This is a genomic window from Labedaea rhizosphaerae, from assembly GCF_004362825.1.
In the GTDB taxonomy this organism is placed as follows: Bacteria; Actinomycetota; Actinomycetes; order Mycobacteriales; family Pseudonocardiaceae; genus Labedaea; species Labedaea rhizosphaerae.
On the sequence record NZ_SNXZ01000008.1, the window covers coordinates 227,998 to 250,612 of the forward strand.

The window sequence follows — 22,615 nt, forward strand, 5'->3', positions numbered from 1 at the left end:
CGTCGGACCGTGACTCGGTTACGTGGTGTTGTCGCGGTTGTTTGTGCGGTGCTGTTGACCGCGTCGTGCGGCGCGGTGTCCACGGCGGGCAACCAGGAAACCGACCGGCAGTCGCAGACGCTCGCCGACGCGATCAGCTATCCGCGCCAGGAGAACGCCGCCGCCTTCGCGCGCGCCGCGCTCGCCACCACGCTGGGCAAGACCCCGTCGTTCAGCGTGCTGGAGGCGACGGACCTTCCCCACACCAGCCTCTCGGAGCCGATGGCGCGGCTGGTTTGGCGCATCCACCACGACGCCACTCACAGCGGCTACGGCGACGAGCCCGAACTCGACGCCTGCTACCGCGTCGAGTTCGACTACTACGGCCCCAGCTCGGGACCCACGCGGGTCACGTGCCCGGCCGGCGCCACCCCGATCACGCCGCCGCCGCTGCCGGGGCGCGACATCCCCTCGACCTACGCACCCGCCCTGAAATCGGTCCTTGGCAAGCTGCCGGACCGGCCCACCGAGGCCGACGTGCGGGCCGCGCTCACCGCCGGGTTGCCCAAGCCGGTGGTGAACCCAGAGACCGGCTTGGCGAACGTCCCACCACAGGTCTTCGTCGAGGTCCGCGGCGTCGACGTGGGCGTGGCCCTGTTCGCTCGCACCGGCGTCGAATCGAAGGACTGCATGATGGGTCATCGCGTCGGCGGCACCGTCGCGGTGTGGTCGCTCAACCAGCGGGAGCTGACGACCAATGGAGAGCCCGTGCACCACTCGGGCCGCGTTGAGCACCGGCTAGCGGATCGCTGCCAGGTAGGCGATCCCGCGCGGCGACAGCTTGTACCCGACGGGCAAGCTCAAGGTGAGCCCCAGGTTCTTGAGCTTGCGAACGTCCACTTTGAACGGTGCCGTCTCCCGTCCGAAGGACTCCGCCAGGTCGGGTGCTCGCACGCCCGGGCGCGCCTCGATCGCTGCCAGAGTGGGCCTTGTCCAAGGGCCCCGGGCACTCGCGGCGTCGAGCCGGTCCAGGCGGGCGGTGATCGCCGCGACGTCGTCGGCGGTCAGGTCGGCCGTCTCGGCGAGCACCGTGCGCGGATCCGGGTCGGTCACGGGGTGGATCCGCATCAGGTAGACCGGCGACGACGGATCGCCGCGCAGGTCGGACCGGGCGGCGTCGGCGCTCGGGTAGCCTGCGGCGCGGGCATCGGTCTCGGCCAGCGTTGCCGGGTCGATCCGCTCGATCGAGGACACGCCGATCATGCCCGCCGCCGTGCGGTAGACGCCGCCCGCGCTGGCCTGGCGCTGCCGCCACCGGCGCAGCAGCACGGTGATCGAGCCGTCGCGGATGCCCTCCTGGAGACGGCGCTCGATCAGCACGCGGTTGTTCCACTCTGCAGTTGACAATGAACGAGCCGGATTCGGCTGCTCTCAGTCTGCCACAGATTCGAACATATGTTCGAACACGATCGAGTGAACATGAGCTAGCGGCGTTCGGCGTGGTCGGACAGCACGCGCACCGCCTCGTCGACCGCCGCGGACCGGGCCGTGCGCACGGCGTCGTGCACCGGTCGCAGGGCCTCCGAACGCCGGATCGCGGCCGACGACGACAACGCGCCGCCGGGCTCGTCCTCGGCCGCGAGGGCGATCATCACGCCCACCTCGCTCGCCCGCTGCAGCACCCGCAAAGCCCGCGGTGGCATGCCATCGGGCCAAGGCGAACGGGTCGCGAGACGGAGCAACGCCGCCATCTCCTCCCGCACGCCGGGCCGGTCTCGGGCGACGTCCAGCTCGGCCAACGCGCCCGCCGCGTCCCGCACGGCCTGCGTGAGCCCGTGCTCCGCCTCACCGATCGGCACGTGCTCGGCGCGCGGCGGCTCCGGCAGGTCGAACACGGTCCAGCGCAGGATGCCCTCGGCGACCTCCTCGGTCACCACGCCCAGCGCCGCACCGCCGAACACGGCGGCCTCGCCGTGGCGTAAGGCGGCGGCGGAGAAGGCACTGCGACCGCCCAGTCCGCGCACGTCACCGGGCACGGGCAGGACGAGCCGCGCCGACTCCGCGCCACCCCGGCGCAACGCGCCGAGCAGCGCGGCGGGCGTGGCCGCCGGCTCGCCGTCGGCCGGCAGGTCGAGCACGGTGGCGGTGCCGTCGTCGTCGGCCACGACCTCGTGCATCGGCGCCCAGTGCGCCATGGCGTCGAGGACGTCGTCCGGCGCTGCGTTGCCGCTGAGCCACGCAGACGTCCAGACGGCGAAAGTCGTCATCGAGGTGGACACGATCTGCGAGGGTACGCGAGCCCACCGACACCCGCCTCAATCCTCGGCAGTGCCCACGTGTTCGCGCAGCAAGGCGTCGAAGGCGTCGCGGCCGTCCGCGCCGAACGCCCGTGCCGGCACCGGGTACATCTCGCCGACCGACGCCCCCGTGCGCAGGACGTACCCACGCCGGGTCCGCTGCCACCCCGTGACCTGCGGCCAGCGCAACTCGGTGTGCGCGGTGCCGTCCACGGTCATCATCCGCATCGCGTGCTCGTCGGCGACCGCCGTGACCTCGCTGGACGCCACCGGGTTGGCTCGGAAGGCGCTGTAGACACCGACCACCGGGATGGCGGCGACGACCACGGCCGCGCACAACCCGAAACCACCTGCCACCAACTGCCCCACGACCAGCAGCACAACGGAACCGGCGGCCAGCACGCCCGCGAACCACGGCGCCCACCGGTACACCGGCAGCGTGGCGCGCAAGGCGTCCGTCCAATCTGCGGGTTTGGGCCACCAGCGGAACTCGACCCGGTCCTTTTGCGTCATCACGCCAAACCGTAAGGCCTCCCGCCCCCACTGTCCTGGAGTTGCTCCATGTCGACCGGCAGCGAACACATGCGTAGCGTCGTAGTCGTGAACGAAGCACCGAGCAACCTGCCACGCACGGCGGGGGAGTTGCGCGCCGCGGGGTACCTGCCGCGTGGCGTGAAGACCGAGATCAAGGAAAACCTGCTGGCCGCGCTGCGGTCCGGCGCCTCGGCGTGGCCGGGCATCGTCGGGTTCGACACGACCGTGCTCCCGCAGCTGGAGCGCGCCCTGCTCGCCGGGCACGACGTGGTCCTGCTGGGGGAGCGCGGTCAGGGCAAGACACGCCTGCTGCGCACGCTGGCGGGCCTGCTCGACGAGTGGACGCCGGTCATCGAAGGCTCCGAGCTGGGCGAACACCCGCTCGAGCCGATCACCCCGGCGTCGATCCGCCGCGCCGCCGAGCTCGGCGACGACCTGCCGGTGGCCTGGCGCCACCGCAGCGAGCGCTACGCGGAGAAGCTCGCCACCCCGGACACCAGCGTCGGTGACCTGATCGGCGACGTGGACCCGGTGAAGGTGGCGCAGGGCCGCAGCCTGGGCGACCCCGAGACCATCCACTTCGGACTCGTGCCGCGAGCGCACCGGGGCATCGTCGCGGTCAACGAGCTGCCCGACCTCGCCGAGCGCATCCAGGTCGCGCTGCTCAACGTCATGGAGGAGCGCGACATCCAGGTCCGCGGCTACACGTTGCGGCTGCCGCTGGACGTGCTGCTGGTGGCCACCGCGAATCCCGAGGACTACACCAACCGTGGCCGCATCATCACCCCGCTCAAGGACCGGTTCGGTGCGGAGATCCGCACCCACTACCCGCTGAGCCTCAAGGGCGAGATCGCGTTGGTGCGCCAGGAAGCCGAGCTGTCCGCCGAGGTCGGCGAGGTGCTCCTGGAGATCATCGCGCGGTTCGTGCGCAACCTGCGTGAGTCCGCCGCGATCGACCAGCGCTCGGGTGTCTCGGCCCGGTTCGCCGTGGCCGCGGCGGAGACCGTGGCCGCCGCGGCCCTGCGGCGCTCGGCGCTGACGGGTGAGGACGAGCCGGTGGCCCGCCCGATCGACCTGGACTCGGTGCCCGCGGTGCTGCGCGGCAAGCTCGAGTTCGAGTCCGGTGAGGAGGGCCGGGAGACCGAGCACCTGACGCACCTGCTGCGCAAGGCCACCGCCGAGACCGCGCGGGCCAAGTTCGGCGGTCTGGACCTGCGCCCGCTCACCGATGCGGTCGCCGACGGCCACCTGGTCGCCACCGGCGAGAAGGTGCCGGCGATCGAGGTCCTGCAGGCGTTGCCGGAGCTGCCGGTGCTGCACGAGGTCGCGGCCCGCGTCGGGGTCAAGCCCGACGACAACCCGGGCCGGATCGCCGCGGCGGTCGAGCTCGCGCTCGAACTGCTGTACCTGCAGCGCAAGGTGGCCAAGGACGCCGAGGACGGCACGGCGGTGTACGGGCCGTGACGGCGCCGGACCGGTACTCCTACGGGCCCTACCACGAGGGGCCCGATCCACTGGCGCCACCGGTGGACCTGAGCGCGGCGCTGGAGGACATCGGGCGCGACGTGCTGGAGGGGTCGTCCCCGCGCAGCGCGATGGAGGAGTTGCTGCGCCGGGGCGTGCGCGGCACGCAGGGGCTCGACGACCTGACCCGGCGCCTCTGGCAGCGCCGTGCCCAGCTGCAGCGGCGCAATCGGCTCGACGGGACGATGCAGCGCGCCAAGGAACTGCTGGACAAGGCGCTCGAGGCCGAGCGTCGGACGTTGTTCCCCGACCCGTCCGACGACGCGCGGTTCCGCGAGGCGCAGCTGGACGCGTTGCCCACCGGCACGGCGGCGCAGATCAACGAGCTGGCGCAGTACGACTGGCAATCCGACGAGGCCCGCGAGGCCTACCAGGAACTGCAGGACATGCTGGGCCAGCAGCTGATGGAGTCGCGGTTCCAGGGCATGAAGCAGGCGCTGGAGCAGTCGACGCCCGAGGACGTCGAGCGCATCCGCGAGATGATGACCGACCTCAACGACCTGCTGCTGTCGCACCTGCGTGGCGAGGACACGAAGGACAAGTTCGACCGGTTCATGGCCAAGCACGGCGAGTTCTTCCCGGAGAACCCGCGCAACGTCGAGGAGCTGATCGACGCGCTCGCGCAACGGTCGGCCGCCGCGCAGCGGATGATGAACTCGATGTCCGAGGAGCAGCGCGCCGAACTCGGCGAGCTGATGGGGCAGGCGTTCGGCGATCCTCGGCTGGCGCAGCAGGTGGCCGAACTGGACGCCAACCTGCGTGCGTTGCGGCCGGGCGAGGACTGGCAGGGCAGCGGCCGGTTCCGCGGGAACAACCCGATGGAGCTGGGCGAGGGCGTGCAGGCCATGCAGGACCTCGCCGAGATGGACGCGCTGGCCGAGCAGCTCGGCCAGTCCTACCCGGGGGCCCGGCTGGAGGACATCGACCTGGACTCGTTGCGGCGCCAGCTCGGCGACGAGGCAGCGGTCGATGCCCGTCGACTGTCCGAACTGGAGCGTGAGCTGCGTGCCCAGGGCTTGTTCGAGCGGGCCCCGGACGGCTCGCTTCGCTTGACGCCCAAGGCATTGCGCAAGCTCGGGCAGACGGCGTTGCGTGACGTGGTGACGTCGCTGCGGTCGCGCAAGGGCGAGCGGGACACGGCACGTGCCGGTGCCGCGGGCGAGCCGACGGGTTCGTCGCGGCCGTGGCAGTTCGGCGACACCGAGCCGTGGGAGGTCTCGCGGACGGTGCGCAACGCCGTACTGCGGTCGGTGTCCACGGGTTCCGGCGCGGTCGACCTCGATGTGTCCGATGTGGAGGTCGTGGAGACCGAGCAGCGGGCGCGGGCCGCGGTGGCGTTGTGCGTGGACACGTCGTGGTCGATGGTGCAGGACGGGCGCTGGGTGCCGATGAAGCGCACCGCCCTGGCGTTGCACCAATTGATCAAGACACGGTTCCGCACCGATGCGTTGCAGCTGATCACGTTCGGCCGGCACGCGATGAACGTGGACCTCGCCGAACTCGTCGGCCTGGAGGGCGTGTGGGAGCAGGGCACGAACCTGCACCACGCGTTGCTGTTGGCCGGGCGCCACCTGCGCAAGAACTCCGACGCGCAGCCGGTCGTGCTCGTGGTCACCGACGGCGAGCCGACCGCGCACCTGGAACCCGATGGCGAGGCGGAATTCCACTACCCGCCGCTGCCCAGGACGCTGCGTTCGACCATGGCGCAAGTGGACGCGCTGGCCAAGCTGGGCGCGTCGATCTCGGTGTTCATGCTGGGCGACGACCCGCGGCTGGCGGAGTTCGTGGACCTGGTCGCGCGCCGGGGTGGCGGGCGGGTGATCGCGCCCGACCTCGACGGCCTCGGGGCCGCTGTGGTCGGCGACTACCTGCGCTCGCGCCGCGCCCGGTAGTCCACAGTGGACAGATCGGAGCGGGCTCGCGCCGCCGTGGCGGCGGCGCGGGCCGAGACGATCCGGTTGATCGAGGCCCTGGGCGGGCGCTGGCAGGCCATCGTCGACGCCTCGGCGCTGGCCGCGGACGACGACGAGCACGATCCCGAAGGCGCCACCGTCGCCTTCGAACGCGCGCAGGTCGGGTCCACGCTGGTGGCGGCGCAGGCGGAACTGGCCGAACTCGACACGGCCGCCGCCCGGATCGCGGACGGCACCTACTGGACGTGCACAGCCTGCGGTGGGCCGATCGCGCAGGATCGGCTCGAGGCCAGGCCCATGGCACGCACGTGCATCGCGTGCGCCCGAACGGCCGATCGCTAGTCAGGCGGCGGACTCGTCGGCCTGCATGAGCCCGAAGATGTTGCCCTCGGTGTCGGTGCAGTAGGCGGTGTAACCGAGACCGGGCAGCGCGCTGCGGGGCACCACAACGGTTCCACCCGCGGCCAGGACCGCGGCCAGGGTGGCGTCGAGGTCCGCGGTGTCCATCGTCAGCGGGAACGCGGCGACCGGGGCGTCCGCGGCCGGTCGCGGTCCGCGCCGGGGCACCATGCCGCCGTCGATGCCAGGCCCCTCACCCGTCTGGATCAGCCAGTAGGGGTTCTCGCCCCACCGTCGGAATCGCCAGCCGAAGACGTGCTCGTAGAAGGCCTGAGCCCGGGCCGGATCGGCGGCGTGGATCTCGAAGTGGACCGGGCGGGGCATGACATGCTCCAGAAAGTGCGGGGCTGGCGGAAGCGCCACCGTACGCGAGCGATCACCCCCCAAGTAGGGGCCGTTGGCCTACAACCACCCGAAAAGGGTCATTCTTCGTCCGGTGTGACCGGCGGCAACCACGGCCGGGAACCACCGTGGCGCAGCCGGATCACCGTGCTGAGCACACCCGCGACCCCGATGTCGTGCCCTGCCATCGCGGTGCGGCCGGACTCGTCGCACACCACCGTCCGGCCGTACCGGTGCGTTGTCCGGGCCCGCAACGCGGCCAGCCCGTGCCAGGCCGCGTCGCGGGGGTCGGGGTCGCCGGTGGCCTCGGCGAGGTCGAGCAGGAAGTCCATGCCGCCGGCGACGCCGTTCGCGACGGTCGGCGGGCGGGTCCACTGCTCGGCGCGCACGGGGGTCGCGATGGCCTGTGCGGTCTCGAGGTGCCGGGGGTCGCCGGTGGCCGCCCAAGCCCGCACCAGGAACGTACCGGTGCCCGCGTGGTCGTGGACTGCTTGCCCACACAGGAAATCCGCGGCTCGGCGGGCGATCGCGAGGTAGCGCTCGTCCTCGGTGGCGCGCCAGCAGTCCAGCAGGAACGTGGCGATGCCCGCGGTTCCCTCGGCGAAGCCCGTCTGGACGGAGGCATCGGGCAGCCACCACACCGGTTCGGTGTCGTCGACGGTGGCCAGCAGGTGTTCCGCGCAGCGCACGGCCTTGCCGAGCAACGCCGGGTCGCCGCAGGCGCGCCAGCAGTGCAGCATCGCCAGCCCCGCCCCGGCGATGCCGCGGTGCACGCCGGGATCCGGTCCGTGCACCGGGATGTCCCCGGCCAGCTCGAGCGCGCGGTCCCGCAAACGCCTGTCCTGCACGGCTTGCGCTGCCTCGAGCAACGACCACACCACACCGGAGCGGCCGTGGTGCAGCCCCGGCAGGACCGTCGGTTCCTCGGCGCACCGGTCCGCCGTCCACCAGGCGGCGCGCTGGACCGCGTCGAACAGCAGGCCGTCGCGCAGGTACGGCATGGCTCGTACCAAGGCGTTCAGCACACCGGCCGAACCACAGTGGACGATCGTCGGGTCGGTGTTGGCTTCACCCGGCCAAAGCCGGTCCGCGCCCGGTCCGGCCATCGCCGCGAGCAGGTAGCCGACGCCGTCGCGCACCAGCTCGTCGGCGGCTTCTTCGCCAGGGCGCGCGGCGGGTGGTGCAGGTGCGACGACCCGGCGGGTCAGCCGTTCGGCGACGGCGTCGAGGCCGCAGCGGTCTTGCGGGTCGTCGGCCACCAGGTCGAGGATCAACGGCCGGTACCGGCGGACGAGGGGATTGTCGACGGCCGCGCCGTCCAGCCAGGGCCGCAGCCGACCACGTGCGCCGCGTTCCGGATATTCCTTGGCCAGCACGGGTTCCGCGCCGACAGCGAGGAAGAACAGCATGGCGCCCAAGGAGAACAGGTCGGCCGCAGGATCGGCCGGAGTGGGGACCGCGGCGCTGGCGAGTTGTTCGGGCGCGGCGAATCCTCGTGGCCCCGCGCCGGTCACCTCGGCGCCGGCCGGCGCGGCCATGGCGAGCCGGCTCAGCCGCAGGGTGCCGCCTGGTTCGACGACCACGGTGGCGGGGCTGAGGTCGCGCAGCACGACGCCTTCGAAGTGGATCTGGGCCAGCAGTTCGGTGAGCTGGATGGCGAGGTCGTGGCGTTGCTCGCCGCTCAGGGTCCGCACGTGGTCGGCGAGCGGCGTGCCCTCGACCGCCGAGGTGATCAGGAACGTCTGGCCCGACCGTTCGTGCACGGTGACCAGGTCGGGCACGAGCCCGGTCGGGCCGAGCAGGGCGAGCATCGCGGCCTCGGCCCGCAACCGGTCGCGCAAGTCGCCGGCGGGCGTCTCGTCGACGTGGGCGCGGCCGCGGGTGACGACCACCTCGGCGCCGGTGCTGCGGTCGAGCGCGCGGAACCGGTCGCCCGCGCCCCGCGGCACGAACCGGGTGCCGAGCGGATTGGGCATGGGCGCCGATGGGGCGCCGATCGGGTCGGGCGACCACGGCGGCAGCCACAGCTCGGGCCGGTCGGGCACCGCCGAGCCGTCCGGTGCGTGCACGACCTGCTCGTAGCGGCCGCTGTCGGCGAGGCGGCGCAGGGGCACGAACGCGGCGTAGCGGTAGTGCACCAGGCTGCCCGCGCACACCGGCCGCGCGGAGGTGATGACCGGTCCGGGCAGGCCGCGGGTGGCCGCGTCCAGCTCGCGGGCGAGCTCGGCGACGTCGTCATCGGAGTTCGGGTAGATGGTCAGGAACCGGGCGGCGACGGCGAGGTCGGCGTCCTGTGCGTTCAGCGCGCGCACCGCGGAGATCGTCGCGGCGAAGGTGAACGGGCAGCGGCGCGCGGCCAGGACCTCGGCGGTGCGGGCGAGGACCATGCCCGCGCTGGTGGTGGTCGCCGAGACGGCGAGGAGCCATCCCTGCGCGCGCAGGGCGGTGCCGTCGGGCAGGGCGAGCACGCGGGTGGCGCCGCGGCGCAGCGACCAGCCGTCGCCGAGCACGCGGGCGACCAGTCGATCCCACGAGCCGCGCACGGGGCCGCAGCGGGTGAGCGGCGGTGCGTGCACGGCGGGCCTCCGGCGGTGGCGAGCTGGACTGATCCAGTTCGACGGTGAATCAGCGCGGGCCGCCGTGCACGTGGTTGGGATGATCCGGAATCGAAGCGGCAGAGTTCGGTGACCGATCGGGCGGTTTTGTCGGTGGGGGCCGTTAGCCTGCGCGCATGGCGATCAAAGTGCAGGTGACGTTCGACGCGCACGACGCGGAAGCGCTGGCCTCGTTCTGGCAGCTGGCCCTCGACTACGCGGAGCAGCAGCCCCCGCCCGGGTTCGCGACCTGGCAGGACTTCGCGGCGAAGATCGGCATGCCCGAGGAGAAGTGGCACGCCTTCGGCGCCGCCATCGACCCGTCCGGCGCCGGCCCGCGGCTGTTCTTCCAGCAGGTGCCGGAAGGCAAGGTCGCGAAGAACCGGGTCCACTTGGACCTGAACGTCAGCGGCGGCCCGAACAGCGGGGAAGAGGGCTGGAAGCGGGTGCTGGCCCACTCGGAGAAGCTCGTGGCGGCCGGTGCGTCGGTGCAGTACGAGAGCAACGAACCCAACGGTCGCTGCCTGGTCATGAAGGACCCCGAGGGAAACGAGTTCTGCATCCAATGAGGACACAAGTGGCTTTCGACTGCGCTGACCCGCATGCACAGGCCCGCTTCTGGGCTCAGGTCTTCGGGACGGTCGTGGAGGACCACCACGACCTCGTCGAGCAGTTGGTGGCGGCCGGCCGCATGTCCGCCGAGGAACGCATCGTTCTTGACCGGCGGTCGGCTTTCCGGGACGTGGCGGCGGTTCGGGATCCGTCCGGTGTGGAGCCCCGGTTGTTCTTCCAGCGCGTTCCGGAGGGAAAGTCGGCGAAGAACCGTTGCCATGTGGACATCCACGTGGACGAGGCCGACAAACCGGCCGAGGTGGAACGGTTGATGGCGTTGGGAGCGCGCCACCTCGAGACCCACGCCGACCGAGGTCCCACCGTCTACGTGATGCAGGACCCGGAGGGCAACGAGTTCTGCCTGCATTGAGTCAGCTGGTGATGTCCTTTGTGGTGAAGCGGCGGAAGGCCAACGTGCCGAAGACCAGGCCGTAGATCAGTGCCGAGAGCGTTCCCTTGGCCAGGTTCGTCCAGTCGATGTCGGTGGCGATCAGGTCCGACCACGAGAAGGCGAAGTGCGTCGGCAAGTACTGCCGCAGTGAGCCCAGCGCCGTGATCTGCTCGAGGATCTGCGACAGGATCGACACCAGGACCGCGCCGCCGACGGCACCCAGCGGCGCGTCGATCAGCACGGACAGGAACATCGCGAGCCCGGCCACCCAGATCAGCTGGATCGAGATGTAGACCACCGACATGCCGATCGCCGCCAGCGCCGTGGGGAAGTCGACGGCGTCACCGGTGGGGGTCACGGCTTCGCCTGCGCCGTAGCTCACCAGGCCCACCAGGAACGCCACCAGCGGCAGCAACACCAATGCGGCGAACGAAAGCACCGCTGACGCGAGTGCCTTCTGCGCCAGCAACCGGTGCCGCGGCACGGGGATCGCCAGCAGGTACTTCAGGCTCGACCACGAAGCCTCGCTGGCGATCGTGTCGCCGAAGAACAGCGCGACGATCATCGGCAGCAGGAACGTGCCCGACACGAACAACGTCAGCACCACGAAGTTCGGGGCGCTGGCCGTCGCCAGGTCGACGAAGCCGCCCGAACGGCGGTTGGGGTTCGAAGAACCGACCTCGAACGCCACCGCCAGCAGGAACGGCAGCAGCACGAGGAACCCGTACAGCAACTGGGTCCGCCTGCGCCGCAACTGCCGGCGCAGCTCCACGTGCAACCGCAACGTGCGGCGCGCGCGGTAGCCCTCGACCGCGCCGCTCGCGCCGGCGCCGAGGTGCGAGGCACGCGCCGCGTCGGTCAGTTCGGCGATCGCCGCCGGATCGGTGTGGACCGACTCGTCCGCCTCCGTCATGAGTCCTCTCCGACCAGTTGCAGGAACACGTCTTCCAGCCTGCGCCGCGGCCCGGCCTGCTCGACCGCCACACCCGCCGACACCAGCACGCCGATCGCCACCGAACGCGGCGTGCCGTCCAGTTCGGCGTGCACCGCGCTGCCGTCGACGGCCACCCCGGTCACGCCCGAGATGCCGCGCAGCACGTCCGCGGCCACGTCCGGGCGGTCCACCCGGAACGTCGCCTCGCCGCCACCGGACACGATCTCGTCCACCGGCCCGGCCGCGACCAACCGACCGCGGTGCATGACCACCACGTGGTCACACGTCTGCTCGACCTCGGCGAGCAAGTGGCTGGACACCAGCACCGTCCGCCCGGTCGCCGCGTACGCACGCAGCACCGAGCGCATCTGGTGGATCTGCGGCGGGTCGAGCCCGTTGGTCGGTTCGTCGAGGACCAGTAGGTCCGGCAAGCCGAGCATGGCCTGCGCGATCGCGAGCCGCTGCCGCATGCCCTGGCTGTACGTGCGCACCTTGCGGTTCACGGCCTTGCCGAGCCCCGCGATCTCCAGCGCCTCGTGGACGTGCGCGCGCTCCGCGGGTCGCCCGGTCGCGGCCCAGTACAGCCGCAGGTTGTCCGCGCCCGACAGGTGCGGCAGGAAGCCCGCACCCTCCACAAAGGACCCGATGCGGGACAGAACCGGTGCGCCGGGGCGGATCTCCTGGCCGAACACCTTGATCGTGCCGCCGGTCGGGTGGATCAACCCCATCAGCATGCGCAGCGTCGTGGTCTTGCCCGCGCCATTCGGACCGAGCAGGCCGAGGACCTGGCCGCGGTCCACCCGGAAACTGAGGTCGTCCACGGCGACCAAGCCGCCGGGGTAGCGCTTGGTCAGGCCGTCGATCACCAGCGGCACGTCGGTGAGCTCGGGGTCAGGACGGCCGGACCGCCTGCGCCGCAAGGCAACCGCGAGCACGAGCAGTACCCCGATACCCAGCACCACGATGATGCCGATCACCGGGCCGACCGGCGCCGGGCCGCCCACGTTCGTCCCGGGCACGACCGGCACCGCGATGGTGTCGTCGGCCAAGGCGATGCGGTAGGCGGCGGGCTCCAGCGGTGTGGCGTAGGACTGGTCGGTGGTGGTGACGACCAGGCTCAGGTAGTGCCCGGACTCGACCGGCCGCACGATGCCCGGCAGGGCAACGGTCACCTTCACCGAGTCGCCGTTAACCGGTAGTGGTGGCACTCGCACCGGGGAGACCGCGGAGCCGGGCAGGATCCGCGTGCCGTCCGGTCCGACGTCGTAGAGCTTCGCGAACAACACGGCGCCCGTCTTCGACGGTGGCAGCCCGGGCATGGCGGAGACGTCCAGCCGGGCGGTGGCCGAGCCGGCGATCAGCAGCTGCTCGTCCAAGGTCGGTCCGGAGAAGATCGCAGACTGCCCGGGCAGATCGATCGAGGTCCGGCCGGACAGCCGCCCGCCCGCGCCCGCGAGCACCGACGAAAGGCCAGGCAAGCTGCTCACCGAACCCGGGTTGGCCCCGGGCGGGTTGATCACGGTCTGCGCGGCGCCGCTCATGGCCATGGCCTGGCGTTGCACCGGGGCGCCGGTCAGCCCGGGGTACGCGGGCGCGCGCACCACGCGCACCGACGGCGCGCCCTGGGCACGCAACGCGCCCTGCACCGCGTACTCGAAGCCGGTGCCGGGATCGGTGCCGCGCTTGTCGAGCTGGTAGGCGAGCCAGTTGCGCATCTCCTCCCGCAGCTGCGGACCCGGCCGGCCGCCGTCGTGCCCGCCCGCGTACCAGATCACCTTCACCGAACCGCCCGCCGCGGCGATCTGCCGGGCGTTGGCGTCGGCCTGGTCCAGCCCGAAGAGCGTGTCCTGCTCGCCCTGCACCAGCAGCGTCGGCTGGGTGATCTTCGAGGTGACCGACACCGGCGACACCGACTTGAGCAGCGCCACCGTCTCCGCGCTCGGCACACCGGTGGTCGCGACTTCCGCGTAGGCCTTGCAGACGTCGAGTCCGAACCGCCCGCACGGTCCGCCGGTCGCGCCCGCGGGCGGGGCGTCGCCGCCCTGGTCGCCACCCGCGGTGTCGCCGCCGGTCGAGGGCGCGGGTGCGGGCGCCGCCGCGTCCCCGCCGGCCGCGGCGTCCGAGGAGCCGGACACGGTTCCGGGCTCGGGCGCCTCCGGGCCCGAGCTGCCCGCGTCCCCGCCGCCGCCCATGCCGGACGCGAAGAAGATCCCGGCCCACGCCCGCTTGAACACACCGTCGGCCCCGAAGGGCCCGGCGGCCGGGGTGCCGGCCGGCATCGCGCCGGTACTTCCGGTGTTCGGCAACAGCGCCTGGGACAAGTCGTTGTAGGTGATCACCGGCGCGAGCGCGTCGACCCGCTTGTCGGCCCCGGCGAGCATCAGCGCGAGCGCGCCGCCGTACGAGCCGCCGGTCACGCCGACCCGCGGGTCGCCCGGACCGTCCAAACGCACCTCGGGCCGCTTCGCGAGCCAGCTGACGAGTTGCTTCGCGTCCTCGACCTCGTAGTCCGGGGAGTTCAGCTCGATGGTGCCGCCGCTGCGCCCGAAGCCCCGCGCGGACCACGCGAGCACGACGAAGCCCTGCGCGGCGAACTCCCGCGCGTCGGCGTCCACGCTGCGCTTCGACCCGCCGAACCCGTGGGCGATCATCACCGCGGGAGCAGGGGTCTTTTCGGGCAGGTAAAGGGTGGTGTCGATGGCCACCGGGGCGCGTTTGCCCGCCGGGCCGTCGACAAGGGTGAGCACCTTCTCCTGGGTGCGGACCTGCTGCCCGGTGGACGACGGCCGGGTCACCAACACCACCGTGATCACGATCAAGGCGGCGACCACGGCAAACGCGGTCCAACGGAAGACGGATCGGGGGATGCGGCGCACGTCGCCCAAGGTATTCGAGTGAAGCTGAGAAGATTGTTAGTGACCCGATCGGGTACCCCAACGGGTTGTGATGCAGGACAACCCCCTGTATCCAGCCGTTCCTCTGGCGTTATTGCCAGGCGCACGCGACAATGGAGGGACGTGGAGGGGAGTACTCCCTAAGCGCCGGTGTCGTCAGCACGGATCCGCCTCGGGTCCCGGTGCCGGTGGCCGGCCGGAAGGCCGGTGGAGGAGACCTCCGGTTGGTGGCGTGCGCACAAAAGCAGGTGCACCCGGAAACCGGAGGTCAACGCTCGTGATCGTCCCCGCCTGGATCTGGCTCGCGACCATCGTCGGCTTGCTGATCCTGCTCGCCGTCGACCTGGTCATCGTGGACCGCAAACCGCACGAGGTGACCGTCGGCGAAGCTGCCAGGTGGGTTGTCTTCTACATCGCGTGTGCCGCCGTTTTCGGTGCGGCCCTCTGGGCGTTCGCCGGCAAGACACCCGCGATCGAGTTCTTCTCCGGTTACATCACCGAGTACTCGCTGTCGGTCGACAACCTGTTCGTCTTCGTCGTGATCATGGGTGCCTTCAAGGTGCCGGTGGTCCACCAGCACCGCGTGCTGCTGGTCGGCATACTGATCGCCCTCGTGATGCGTGGTCTGTTCATCGCGGCCGGTGCCGCGGTCATCGACCGGTTCAGCTGGGTCTTCTGGCTCTTCGGCGCGTTCCTCGTCGCCACCGCGTACAAGATGGCCCGCTCGGGCCTCGGTGGCGAGGAAGACGAGGAGTACAAGGAGAACGCGGCGATCCGCGTCATCCGCAAGATCGTCCCGGTGTCGAAGGACTACCACGGCTCGAAGTCGTTCGTGCGCCTGTCCGGCCGGCGCCTCGTCACGCCGATGTTCGTCGTCATGTTCGCCATCGGCACGACGGACCTGCTCTTCGCGCTCGACTCGATACCCGCGATCTTCGGCCTCACCAAGGAGCCGTTCCTGGTCTTCGCCGCGAACGCGTTCGCGTTGATGGGTCTTCGCCAGCTGTACTTCCTGCTCGGTGGGTTGCTGCAAAAGCTGGTCTACCTCTCGATCGGGCTCTCGGCGATCCTGGGCTTCATCGGTGTGAAGCTCATGCTCGAGGCTCTGCACGACAACACGCTGCCGTTCATCAACGGTGGGCAGGGCGTGCACGTGCCGACCATCAGCATCACGCTGTCGCTGTCCGTGATCGTCGGTGTACTGCTGATCACCACCGTGGCCAGCCTCATCAAGGCTCGGCGGGACCCCGATTCGGTGCGCAAGACCCCTGGACTGCCCGGTGGGGACGATGCCGATGCCTCGGAACAACGCAGCGCCCGTGAGGCGGCCTGACCGGCATTACTGGTAACGGTAAGTTCCTAAGCTTTGCTAAAGAGCGAGTAGCCTCGGCCGCATGCGCCCTGAGGACATCGAGTTATTGGCGGCTCCCACCGAGGTCACGGTCCACGGCGACCTGACCCTGGTGGCGCTGTCCACGCCGAATCTCGCCGTTGACGGCAACCGTGGCGGCCTGCACCGGGTCGACCTGACCGGCGGTGGCAGCACGCCGTGGACCCACGGCGACCGGGACAGCGCGCCGACGATCTCGCCGGACGGCCAGTGGGTGGCCTTCCTGCGGGTGTCCGGTCCGAAGGGCAAGGAACGACCGCAGCTGCACGTGATGCCCACCGGTGGCGGCGAAGCGCGTGAGGTCACGTCGTTGCCGGGGGGCGCGGGCGCGCCGGTGTGGGCGCCGGACTCGCGGCGCATCGCCTTCTGCACGCGGGTGCCGGAGCCGGGTCGCTACGGTATTTCCTTGCCGGACAACGACTCCGAGGTGATCGAGGCGGCCGCGGAGGCGCCCCGGCGGATCACCCGGTTGTTCTACCGGCTCGACAACGTGGGCTTCGTCGACGACCAGCCCCTGCAGCTGTTCGTGGTCGACGCGCTGGCCGACGAGCCCGAAGCCAAGCAGCTGACCACGGGCAACGCCGAACCGGGCGATCCGGCGTGGAGCCCCGACGGCACGCGCGTCTACGTCGCCGCGCGCAAGGACTGGGGCGTGGACGACACGCTCATCACCGACCTCTATGCGGTGCCCGCCGACGGCGGCGAACCGGAGCTCGTCGCGAGCATCGAAGGCGACGCCAGCTTGCCGGTCGTGCTCGCCGACGGCACGGTCGTGCTGCTCGGTGACCACACCCCGGCCGACGAGCACGGCCGACCGCAGGCCGAGGCGCGCAACGCGGGCGTGTGGTCGGTGCGTCCCGGCGCGGCGCCGGTGCGGCTGACCGACGAGGAAACCGTCGACGTGGAGCGGGGTGCGGGCGCGCCGGTGCTCGTGCCCGGCGGCGTGCTGGTGGCCGTGCGCAACCGGGGCGCGATCGAACTGCGTGAGGTGCCGGTCGACGGCACCGTCCGGACGTTGTCCGAGCTGCCGGTGCTCGCCGGTGAGCAGGGGCAGGTCCGGGCGTTCGCCGCGCACAACGGGCGAGTGGTCGCCGTGGTGTCCACACCGGACAGTGCGGGCGAGGTGGTCGTCGTCGACGCGGGGGAGAGCCGGGTGCTCACCGACTTCTCCGCACCGCTGAAGGCGGCGGGGTTGCGTCCGGTGGTGGAGATCAAGGCGGCCGCGCCGGACGGGTACCCGACGCACGGCTGGCTGGTGCTGCCCGAAGGCGACGGCCCGCACCCGGTGCTGCTGCACGTGCACGGCGGCCCGTTCATGTACCACGGCTGGGGGTTCTTCGACGAGGCGCAGGTGTACGCGGCCGCCGGGTACGCGGTCGTGCTGGCCAACCCGCGCGGCTCGTCCGGCTACGGGCAGGCGCACGGGCAGGCGATCGTCGGCGCGCTGGGCACCGTGGACGTCGACGACGTGCTGTCCGTTCTGGACGCCGCACTGGAGCGCCCCGAGTGCGACGAGACCCGGGTCGGCGTGATGGGCGGTTCGTACGGCGGCTGGATGACCGGCTGGCTCGCGGCCAAGCACGGCGACCGGTTCGTGGCGGCGTGGAGCGAGCGCGCGGTCAACGCGTGGGACTCGTTCGCGGGCAGCTCGGACATCGGCTGGTTCTTCGCCGACGGCTACTGCGGCTACGGCGCGGAGGCGCGTCGCGCGGTCAGCCCCCTGACCTACGCCGACGACATCCACATCCCGTTCGCGATCGTCCACTCCGAACACGACTGGCGCTGCCCGATCGAGCAGGCGCAGCGGATGTTCGTGGCGTTGAAGAAGAACGGCGTGGACACAGAGATGCTGATCTTCCCCGGCGAGGGCCACGAACTGACCCGGTCCGGGCGCCCGAAGCACCGCAAGCAACGCTTCGACGCGGTGCTGGAGTGGTGGTCGCGCCACCTGCCGGTCTAGTCGTTGACGGTGGCCCCGGCCTGTTGGTACAGACCGGGGCCGCTCACCCGCAGGTCGTGCAGGAAAGCACTCGCGGCAACATAAGCCTCGCCGAGCAGTTCGGCGGTGTGCGTGAAGTCCAAAGGGGACACCCGGATCAGCGGCGGTCCCGGGAGGTACACCACCGGTAGCTCGGCGGCGATCGCCGGTGCTTCCAGCACCGCCTGCTGGCGCATGGCCACCATCGCCACCATGAACACCACTTCGGCGATGGTGCGCGGCGCCGCGGGCAGGCGGCTGGGGAACGCGCAATCCAGCACCACCAACGACTTCGCGCCCATGGCGACCGCCTGGCGCATCGGCACGTTGGCCACCACGCCGCCGTCGTAGTACAGGCCGTCGCCGAGTTCGACCGGCGGGTAGATGCCGGGGATGGCGGCGCTGGCGAGCACCGCGGGCTTCAGCGGGCCTTCGCGCAGCAGCACGGCCTGCGTCGTCGCCACGTCCATGGCCACCACGCCGAGCGGGATGGCGCAGTCGTCGAAGGTCGTGTCCGAGCCGAGCACCTCGTCGACGAGGGCGCCGAGGCCCACGCTGGTGAACAGGTGCGTGCGGCTCTTGCGCAGCGTCACGGCCTGCGCGAGCGGGCCGCCCGGGAACACCGCGCGACGGGTCATCGAGGTCCAGATCGCCGACAGGCGCTCGACGGGAATCTCCCCGGCGCGCGCCAGCACCGCGCCGTTGAGCGAGCCGACCGACGTGCCGGTCACCAGGTCCGGCGTCACGCCGTGTTCGGCCAGCGCACGCAGCATGCCGACCTGGCTCGCGCCGAGGCTGCCGCCCCCGCCGAGGACGAACCCGACGGGGCGTGGCAGCTCCAGCACGGGCGTCACACCAGTTCGAGGTCGACGTCGATGTTGCCGCGGGTGGCGTTGGAGTACGGGCACACCTGGTGCGCCGCCTCCACCAGCTGCTCACCGGTCTCCCGGTCGACGTCCGGGATCGTGACCTTCAGCTTCACGGCCAGGCCGAAGCCGCCCTTGCCGTCCGGGCCGATGCCGACCTCGGCGGTCACCGACGCGTTCGCGGTGTCCACCTTCTGGCGCCGGCCGACCGCACCGAGGGCGCTCGCGAAGCAGGCCGCGTACCCGGTGGCGAAGAGCTGCTCGGGGTTGGTGCCCTCGCCGCTGCCGCCCATCTCGGTGGGCGGCGCGAGGGTGACCTCGAGCTTGCCGTCGGAAGTGCTTGCCTTGCCCTCACGCCCGGTCGCGGTGGCGACGGCGGTGTACAGGATCTTCATCGGGGTCCTTTCAGCTCAGCTCGACCAGCATCTTGCCGGTGTTGGCGCCGCGCATCATGTCGAGGAACGCCTGGGGTGCGTTCTCCAGTCCGTGCACGGTGGTCTCGTTGAAGCGGATCTTGCCCTCGGTGAGCCAGCCGCCGACCTCGGCGAGCATGGGCTTCATCCGGTCGCCGTGGTCGCTGACGATGAAGCCGCGGATGGTCAGCCGCTTGCCGATCACCAGGGCGAGATTGCGTGGCGCCGGGGTCGGCTCCGTGCTGTTGTACTGCGAGATCGCGCCGCAGACGGCGATGCGGCCGTAGAGGTTGAGCGAGGCAATGGCCGCTTCGAGGTGGTCGCCCCCGACGTTGTCGAAGTACACGTCGATGCCCTCGGGCGCGGCGGCCTTGAGCTGCTCGCGCACGTCACCGTCGCGGTAGTTGAACGCGGCGTCGAAGCCGAGTTCGTCGGTCAGGTAGGCGACCTTCTCAGCCGAGCCCGCGCTGCCGATGACCCGCTTCGCCCCGCGCAGCTTGGCGAACTGGCCGACCAGGCTGCCGACCGCGCCCGCGGCACCGGAGACGAAGACCGTGTCGCCCTCCTTGAAGGCGGCGATGTCGAAGAGCCCGACGTACGCGGTCAGCCCGACCCCGCCGAGCGCGCCGAGGAACACCGACGGGTTCAGCCCGGCGGGCGTCTCGACCTTGCGCAGGGCCTTGGCGTCGGCCAGGACGTGCTCGCGCCAGCCGTAGTTGTGCAGTACCAGGTCGCCGGGCGCGAACCCGTCGGCCGCCGAGGCGACGACCTCGCCGACCGCGCCACCCTCGAGCGGCTTGTCCACCTGGAAGGGCGGGACGTAGGACTTCACGTCGTTCATCCGGCCGCGCATGTACGGGTCGACCGACATGACCAGGGTGCGCACAAGCACCTGCCCGTCCGCCGGATCCTCGAGCGTCGTCTCGACCAGGCGGAAGTTCTCCGGACCCGGCCAGCCGGTGGGGCGGGACGCCAGGTGGATCTCACGGGTGGCGGTGCTCATGCGGGGCCTCCTAGACCTTTGGGCTACTTCAATAGTTTATGCACCTCAAGCATCTGCGCTACTCTTGGTGGGGTGAGTTGGCACACGGATGAGCGAACAGCGGAGGTCGTCGGCCTGATCGGGGAGATCATCGGCCGCGTCAACCAGGAGTACGAGCGCGCGTCCGGCAGCCACCAGCTCACGCCCGTGCAGGCGAAGGCGCTGGGCATGCTGACGTACAAGCCGTTGCGGATGCGGCGGATCGCCGAGTTGCTGCAGTGCGACCCGTCGAACGTGACCGGGATCGTGGACCGGCTCGTGGCGCGCGAGCTGGTGAGCCGCGAGCCCGATCCGAGCGACCGCCGGGTCAAGCGGATCGCCCTGACCGAACGCGGTCAGGAGGTGGCCGATGATCTCGCGCGGTCGCTGGACTTCGCCGCCCGCCCGCTCGCCGCGCTCACACCGGAGGACCAGACTGTGTTGCGTGACCTGCTCGCCAAGCTGGTGCGTGGCTGAGGCTTTCCGTCGAAGGCGCTAGGACTTTTCCTTCAGAGCAGCGTGTAGTTCAGTTCCTCGCAGATCCGGGCCAGCGGCAGGTCCAGGCCCGGGTGGTTCAAGGGCAACAACACATCGGGCGTCGGCGGGATGACGGCGGATGCGGGCGGGTCCCACAAGCACACCGACGGGTTCCCGGAATCCATTGAGGACCGGTACCACAGCCCGTCCAGGTCGGGGTGGGCGGCGCGGATGGCCCGCGCCCACGCCTGCGTGACGAACTTCGGCCCGGCGCTGATCTCCTGGGACGCACCCGCGCGCGTCGGCCACAGCTCGGCGAGGTCCAGCAGCCGCAGCGGCCGGGCGGGGCGGAAGACCACCAGGTGCGGGAACCGGCTGCGACGGTCCACAATGGACGTCTGCTGGAACACCTCGGCGATGCAGGTGCGTGCCGACAACCCGAAGTACAGCACGCCGTGTGCCAGCGACACGGTGGGTTTCCCGGTCATCGACACCGGGTGCGGGTCGAACCGGGCGTGCGGCAACGGCCCCGCGTAGCGGAACTCGTTCCACTGCTGCGGGTGGGTGCCACCGGCGGTGAACACCCGGACCAGCCGGGTGCTGACCGGTACCTCCTTGATGTCCTCCGGGCGGAGCAGCGCGGCGAGCGCGTGCGAATCGGGCGGCATGGGGAGCCGGGCCATGTACTTCCTTTTCACCGGCCGGCGCGCTCAGGGCACACCGGTCCCGTCATTCCCTTTCTCGGCAGGTTTGCGCTCTACACGGGCGTGCCGAGCACGCTGCCGAGTTCGACGACCGGTGTCGGGTCGCCGCCGGCCAGCAGCCACTGCCTCGGGGTCGCGGGTTCCCCGGCTAGCCGCAGGTCTTCCTGCGGCGTGGTCATGAACGCGGCTATCACCAGGGCCGGCTGGTCGCCGGGCAGCGCCGCGAGCACGCGTTCGAGCCCGGGCAGGACGCCGCCGCTGGTGAACTGCCACGCGGGCAACCGCCAGCCGCCGCGGTCCTTCCAGCCGGCGAGCCGGCCCGCGGCGAGGCGGTGGCGCACCCGGCTGGTGTCCACGCCGAGGGTGGCGGCCGCGTCGGTGACGGTCAGCGCCGAGTCACGCAGCACCGCCTGGGCGGCGATGGTCTTGGCGCGCCCGTCCACCTCGTCGCCCGCGCGGGGGGACAGGTCGAGGCCGACGTCGTTCAGGGCCGCCTGCTGGTCGGCGGAGAAGTAGTGGCCCGGGTCCGGGTTGGGCGGTGAGAGGCGGCGCGCCGCGTCCTCGACCAGCGTCAGGAACTGCCCGGCGCTGACCTTCAGGCCAACCTTCGCCAGCACGTCTTCCAAGGCCACTGTTGTCATGAGCACAGCCTAGCCTGGATGTGCGCTTTCGTGCGCCTTTTGTGCGGGAACTCACGGAGATCGACACGAACCGCACAAGATCCACCACGCAGAGTATCAGACCGGCTGGTTCGCGGCGAGCTGCCGGCCCACCTTCCGCAGCCGGAACCCGAGCAGGACCAGACTCACGCCCCAGACCATCGCGAACGTCGCGATCGCCACGACCAGCGCGATCGCGCCCGTGCCCGGCTGGGTGAACAGCAGGACGCCCAGCACGATGCACACCGCACCGGACAACGCGAGGAACCACTCGCCGGTGATCTCCTTGCGCAGCCGGAACGCCGCGATCAGCTGGACCACACCCGCGATGACGGCCCAGGTCGCGATGATCACCAGCAGCACCAGCGCGGTGATCGCGGGCCAGAAGATCGCGATCAGCCCGGCGACCAGACCGGCGAGGCCGAGCAGGCCGTACAGCCAGCGGTGCGGGTCCGGTTCACGGCGCGCGGTGAACGCGATCGAGAGCCCGGTGAGCCCGTCGACCACCGCGTAGATCCCCCACAGCACCACGAGCGCGAGCACCGTGATGCCCGGCCACGCGATCGCCATGATCCCGAACAACACGGCGATCGCGCCGCGTACGACGACTACCCACCACTGCCGGCACATCAGCTCGATCACGGCCGCCTCCTGTCGGGTCGAACCAATGATCAGGGCGGGTCAGCGGCGCGGC

General features: G+C 71.2%; 21 protein-coding genes. 9 read left to right on the plus strand and 12 right to left on the minus strand.

Annotated elements, in window-relative coordinates; all coding sequences use genetic code 11:
• Positions 1–9: 9 nt before the first annotated feature.
• Positions 10–1,383, plus strand: coding sequence for a hypothetical protein (locus tag EV186_RS39210; protein WP_166659456.1), 1,374 nt, complete (start codon positions 10–12; stop codon positions 1,381–1,383).
• Positions 1,384–1,463: 80 nt separating this feature from the next.
• On the opposite strand, the gene EV186_RS33755 is transcribed toward EV186_RS39210, so the two are convergent.
• Both EV186_RS33755 and EV186_RS33760 read right to left on the minus strand, forming a co-directional pair.
• Positions 1,464–2,258, minus strand: coding sequence for a hypothetical protein (locus EV186_RS33755; RefSeq protein ID WP_424983891.1), 795 nt, complete (start codon positions 2,256–2,258; stop codon positions 1,464–1,466).
• 36 nt (positions 2,259–2,294) lie between these two features.
• Entirely contained in the window at positions 2,295–2,789 is a 495-nt protein-coding gene (locus EV186_RS33760; RefSeq protein WP_133853558.1) for a YcxB family protein, read from the minus strand.
• 69 nt (positions 2,790–2,858) lie between these two features.
• On the opposite strand from EV186_RS33760, the gene EV186_RS33765 reads away from it, so the two are divergent.
• The 3 genes from EV186_RS33765 to EV186_RS33775 are packed head-to-tail and all read left to right on the plus strand — an operon-like array spanning position 2,859 to position 6,589.
• On the plus strand, positions 2,859–4,274 hold the full coding sequence (locus tag EV186_RS33765) for an ATP-binding protein (RefSeq protein WP_133853559.1): 1,416 nt from the start codon (positions 2,859–2,861) through the stop codon (positions 4,272–4,274).
• Complete coding sequence (locus tag EV186_RS39215; protein WP_166659457.1) at positions 4,271–6,226, plus strand: vWA domain-containing protein; 1,956 nt, start codon at positions 4,271–4,273, stop codon at positions 6,224–6,226. The genes EV186_RS33765 and EV186_RS39215 overlap by 4 nt, the downstream gene beginning before the upstream one ends.
• 6 nt (positions 6,227–6,232) lie before the next feature.
• Positions 6,233–6,589 (plus strand): TraR/DksA family transcriptional regulator, encoded by a 357-nt coding sequence (locus tag EV186_RS33775; protein ID WP_208115913.1) that lies wholly within the window; start codon positions 6,233–6,235, stop codon positions 6,587–6,589.
• Here EV186_RS33775 and EV186_RS33780 read toward each other — a convergent pair whose 3' ends face one another.
• A complete protein-coding gene (locus EV186_RS33780; RefSeq protein WP_133853560.1) occupies positions 6,590–6,970 on the minus strand; it encodes a VOC family protein in 381 nt (126 codons plus the stop codon).
• A gap of 98 nt (positions 6,971–7,068) precedes the next feature.
• Positions 7,069–9,564 carry a class IV lanthionine synthetase LanL gene (gene lanL / locus EV186_RS33785; protein WP_133853561.1) on the minus strand — a complete coding sequence of 832 codons (2,496 nt, stop codon included), beginning with the start codon at positions 9,562–9,564 and terminating at the stop codon, positions 7,069–7,071.
• A gap of 155 nt (positions 9,565–9,719) precedes the next feature.
• Here lanL and EV186_RS33790 point away from each other — a divergent pair, with 155 nt between their 5' ends.
• Together EV186_RS33790 and EV186_RS33795 are read left to right on the plus strand one after the other, a co-directional pair.
• Entirely contained in the window at positions 9,720–10,151 is a 432-nt protein-coding gene (locus EV186_RS33790) for a VOC family protein (RefSeq protein WP_133853562.1), read from the plus strand.
• An 8-nt stretch (positions 10,152–10,159) separates the two neighbouring features.
• Complete coding sequence (locus tag EV186_RS33795) at positions 10,160–10,564, plus strand: VOC family protein (RefSeq protein ID WP_243754437.1); 405 nt, start codon at positions 10,160–10,162, stop codon at positions 10,562–10,564.
• A gap of 1 nt (position 10,565) precedes the next feature.
• Here the strand turns inward: EV186_RS33795 and EV186_RS33800 are convergent, their stop codons facing one another.
• On the minus strand, positions 10,566–11,498 hold the full coding sequence (locus EV186_RS33800; RefSeq protein ID WP_133853564.1) for an ABC transporter permease: 933 nt from the start codon (positions 11,496–11,498) through the stop codon (positions 10,566–10,568).
• Positions 11,495–14,395 carry an alpha/beta fold hydrolase gene (locus EV186_RS33805; RefSeq protein WP_208115914.1) on the minus strand — a complete coding sequence of 967 codons (2,901 nt, stop codon included), beginning with the start codon at positions 14,393–14,395 and terminating at the stop codon, positions 11,495–11,497. Before EV186_RS33805 ends, EV186_RS33800 begins: the two co-directional genes overlap by 4 nt.
• A gap of 295 nt (positions 14,396–14,690) precedes the next feature.
• Here EV186_RS33805 and EV186_RS33810 point away from each other — a divergent pair, with 295 nt between their 5' ends.
• Positions 14,691–15,746, plus strand: coding sequence for a TerC family protein (locus tag EV186_RS33810; RefSeq protein ID WP_133853566.1), 1,056 nt, complete (start codon positions 14,691–14,693; stop codon positions 15,744–15,746).
• Between the two features lie 61 nt (positions 15,747–15,807).
• A complete protein-coding gene (locus EV186_RS33815) occupies positions 15,808–17,763 on the plus strand; it encodes a S9 family peptidase (RefSeq protein ID WP_133853567.1) in 1,956 nt (651 codons plus the stop codon).
• On the opposite strand, the gene EV186_RS33820 is transcribed toward EV186_RS33815, so the two are convergent.
• The 3 genes from EV186_RS33820 to EV186_RS33830 are packed head-to-tail and all read right to left on the minus strand — an operon-like array spanning position 17,760 to position 20,063.
• On the minus strand, positions 17,760–18,623 hold the full coding sequence (locus tag EV186_RS33820; protein WP_481808316.1) for a patatin-like phospholipase family protein: 864 nt from the start codon (positions 18,621–18,623) through the stop codon (positions 17,760–17,762). The genes EV186_RS33815 and EV186_RS33820 overlap by 4 nt on opposite strands.
• 8 nt (positions 18,624–18,631) lie before the next feature.
• The gene (locus EV186_RS33825) at positions 18,632–19,042 is read right to left on the minus strand and encodes an organic hydroperoxide resistance protein (RefSeq protein ID WP_133853568.1); all 411 of its coding nucleotides are present in this window, start codon (positions 19,040–19,042) and stop codon (positions 18,632–18,634) included.
• Between the two features lie 10 nt (positions 19,043–19,052).
• Positions 19,053–20,063 (minus strand): NADP-dependent oxidoreductase, encoded by a 1,011-nt coding sequence (locus EV186_RS33830; protein WP_133853569.1) that lies wholly within the window; start codon positions 20,061–20,063, stop codon positions 19,053–19,055.
• Between the two features lie 72 nt (positions 20,064–20,135).
• On the opposite strand from EV186_RS33830, the gene EV186_RS33835 reads away from it, so the two are divergent.
• On the plus strand, positions 20,136–20,558 hold the full coding sequence (locus tag EV186_RS33835; protein WP_133853570.1) for a MarR family winged helix-turn-helix transcriptional regulator: 423 nt from the start codon (positions 20,136–20,138) through the stop codon (positions 20,556–20,558).
• Between the two features lie 32 nt (positions 20,559–20,590).
• Here EV186_RS33835 and EV186_RS33840 read toward each other — a convergent pair whose 3' ends face one another.
• The 3 genes from EV186_RS33840 to EV186_RS33850 all read right to left on the minus strand — a co-directional run bounded on the left by EV186_RS33840 (position 20,591) and on the right by EV186_RS33850 (position 22,563).
• A complete protein-coding gene (locus EV186_RS33840) occupies positions 20,591–21,241 on the minus strand; it encodes an RES family NAD+ phosphorylase (protein ID WP_133853571.1) in 651 nt (216 codons plus the stop codon).
• Positions 21,242–21,315: 74 nt separating this feature from the next.
• Positions 21,316–21,903 carry a MerR family transcriptional regulator gene (locus EV186_RS33845; protein WP_133853572.1) on the minus strand — a complete coding sequence of 196 codons (588 nt, stop codon included), beginning with the start codon at positions 21,901–21,903 and terminating at the stop codon, positions 21,316–21,318.
• Positions 21,904–21,999: 96 nt separating this feature from the next.
• Positions 22,000–22,563 carry an HdeD family acid-resistance protein gene (locus EV186_RS33850; protein WP_208115915.1) on the minus strand — a complete coding sequence of 188 codons (564 nt, stop codon included), beginning with the start codon at positions 22,561–22,563 and terminating at the stop codon, positions 22,000–22,002.
• Between the last annotated feature and the right edge of the window lie 52 nt (positions 22,564–22,615).

Bases quoted from the DNA above. Each gene is read 5' to 3' on its own strand.
- EV186_RS33760 (WP_133853558.1), bottom strand. From the start codon at position 2,789: ATGACGCAAAAGGACCGGGTCGAGTTCCGCTGGTGGCCCAAACCCGCA.
- EV186_RS33765 (WP_133853559.1), top strand. From the start codon at position 2,859: ATGCGTAGCGTCGTAGTCGTGAACGAAGCACCGAGCAACCTGCCACGC.
- EV186_RS33780 (WP_133853560.1), bottom strand. From the start codon at position 6,970: ATGCCCCGCCCGGTCCACTTCGAGATCCACGCCGCCGATCCGGCCCGG.
- EV186_RS33790 (WP_133853562.1), top strand. From the start codon at position 9,720: ATGGCGATCAAAGTGCAGGTGACGTTCGACGCGCACGACGCGGAAGCG.
- EV186_RS33800 (WP_133853564.1), bottom strand. From the start codon at position 11,498: ATGACGGAGGCGGACGAGTCGGTCCACACCGATCCGGCGGCGATCGCC.
- EV186_RS33815 (WP_133853567.1), top strand. From the start codon at position 15,808: ATGCGCCCTGAGGACATCGAGTTATTGGCGGCTCCCACCGAGGTCACG.
- EV186_RS33825 (WP_133853568.1), bottom strand. From the start codon at position 19,042: ATGAAGATCCTGTACACCGCCGTCGCCACCGCGACCGGGCGTGAGGGC.
- EV186_RS33830 (WP_133853569.1), bottom strand. From the start codon at position 20,063: ATGAGCACCGCCACCCGTGAGATCCACCTGGCGTCCCGCCCCACCGGC.
- EV186_RS33840 (WP_133853571.1), bottom strand. From the start codon at position 21,241: ATGGCCCGGCTCCCCATGCCGCCCGATTCGCACGCGCTCGCCGCGCTG.
- EV186_RS33845 (WP_133853572.1), bottom strand. From the start codon at position 21,903: ATGACAACAGTGGCCTTGGAAGACGTGCTGGCGAAGGTTGGCCTGAAG.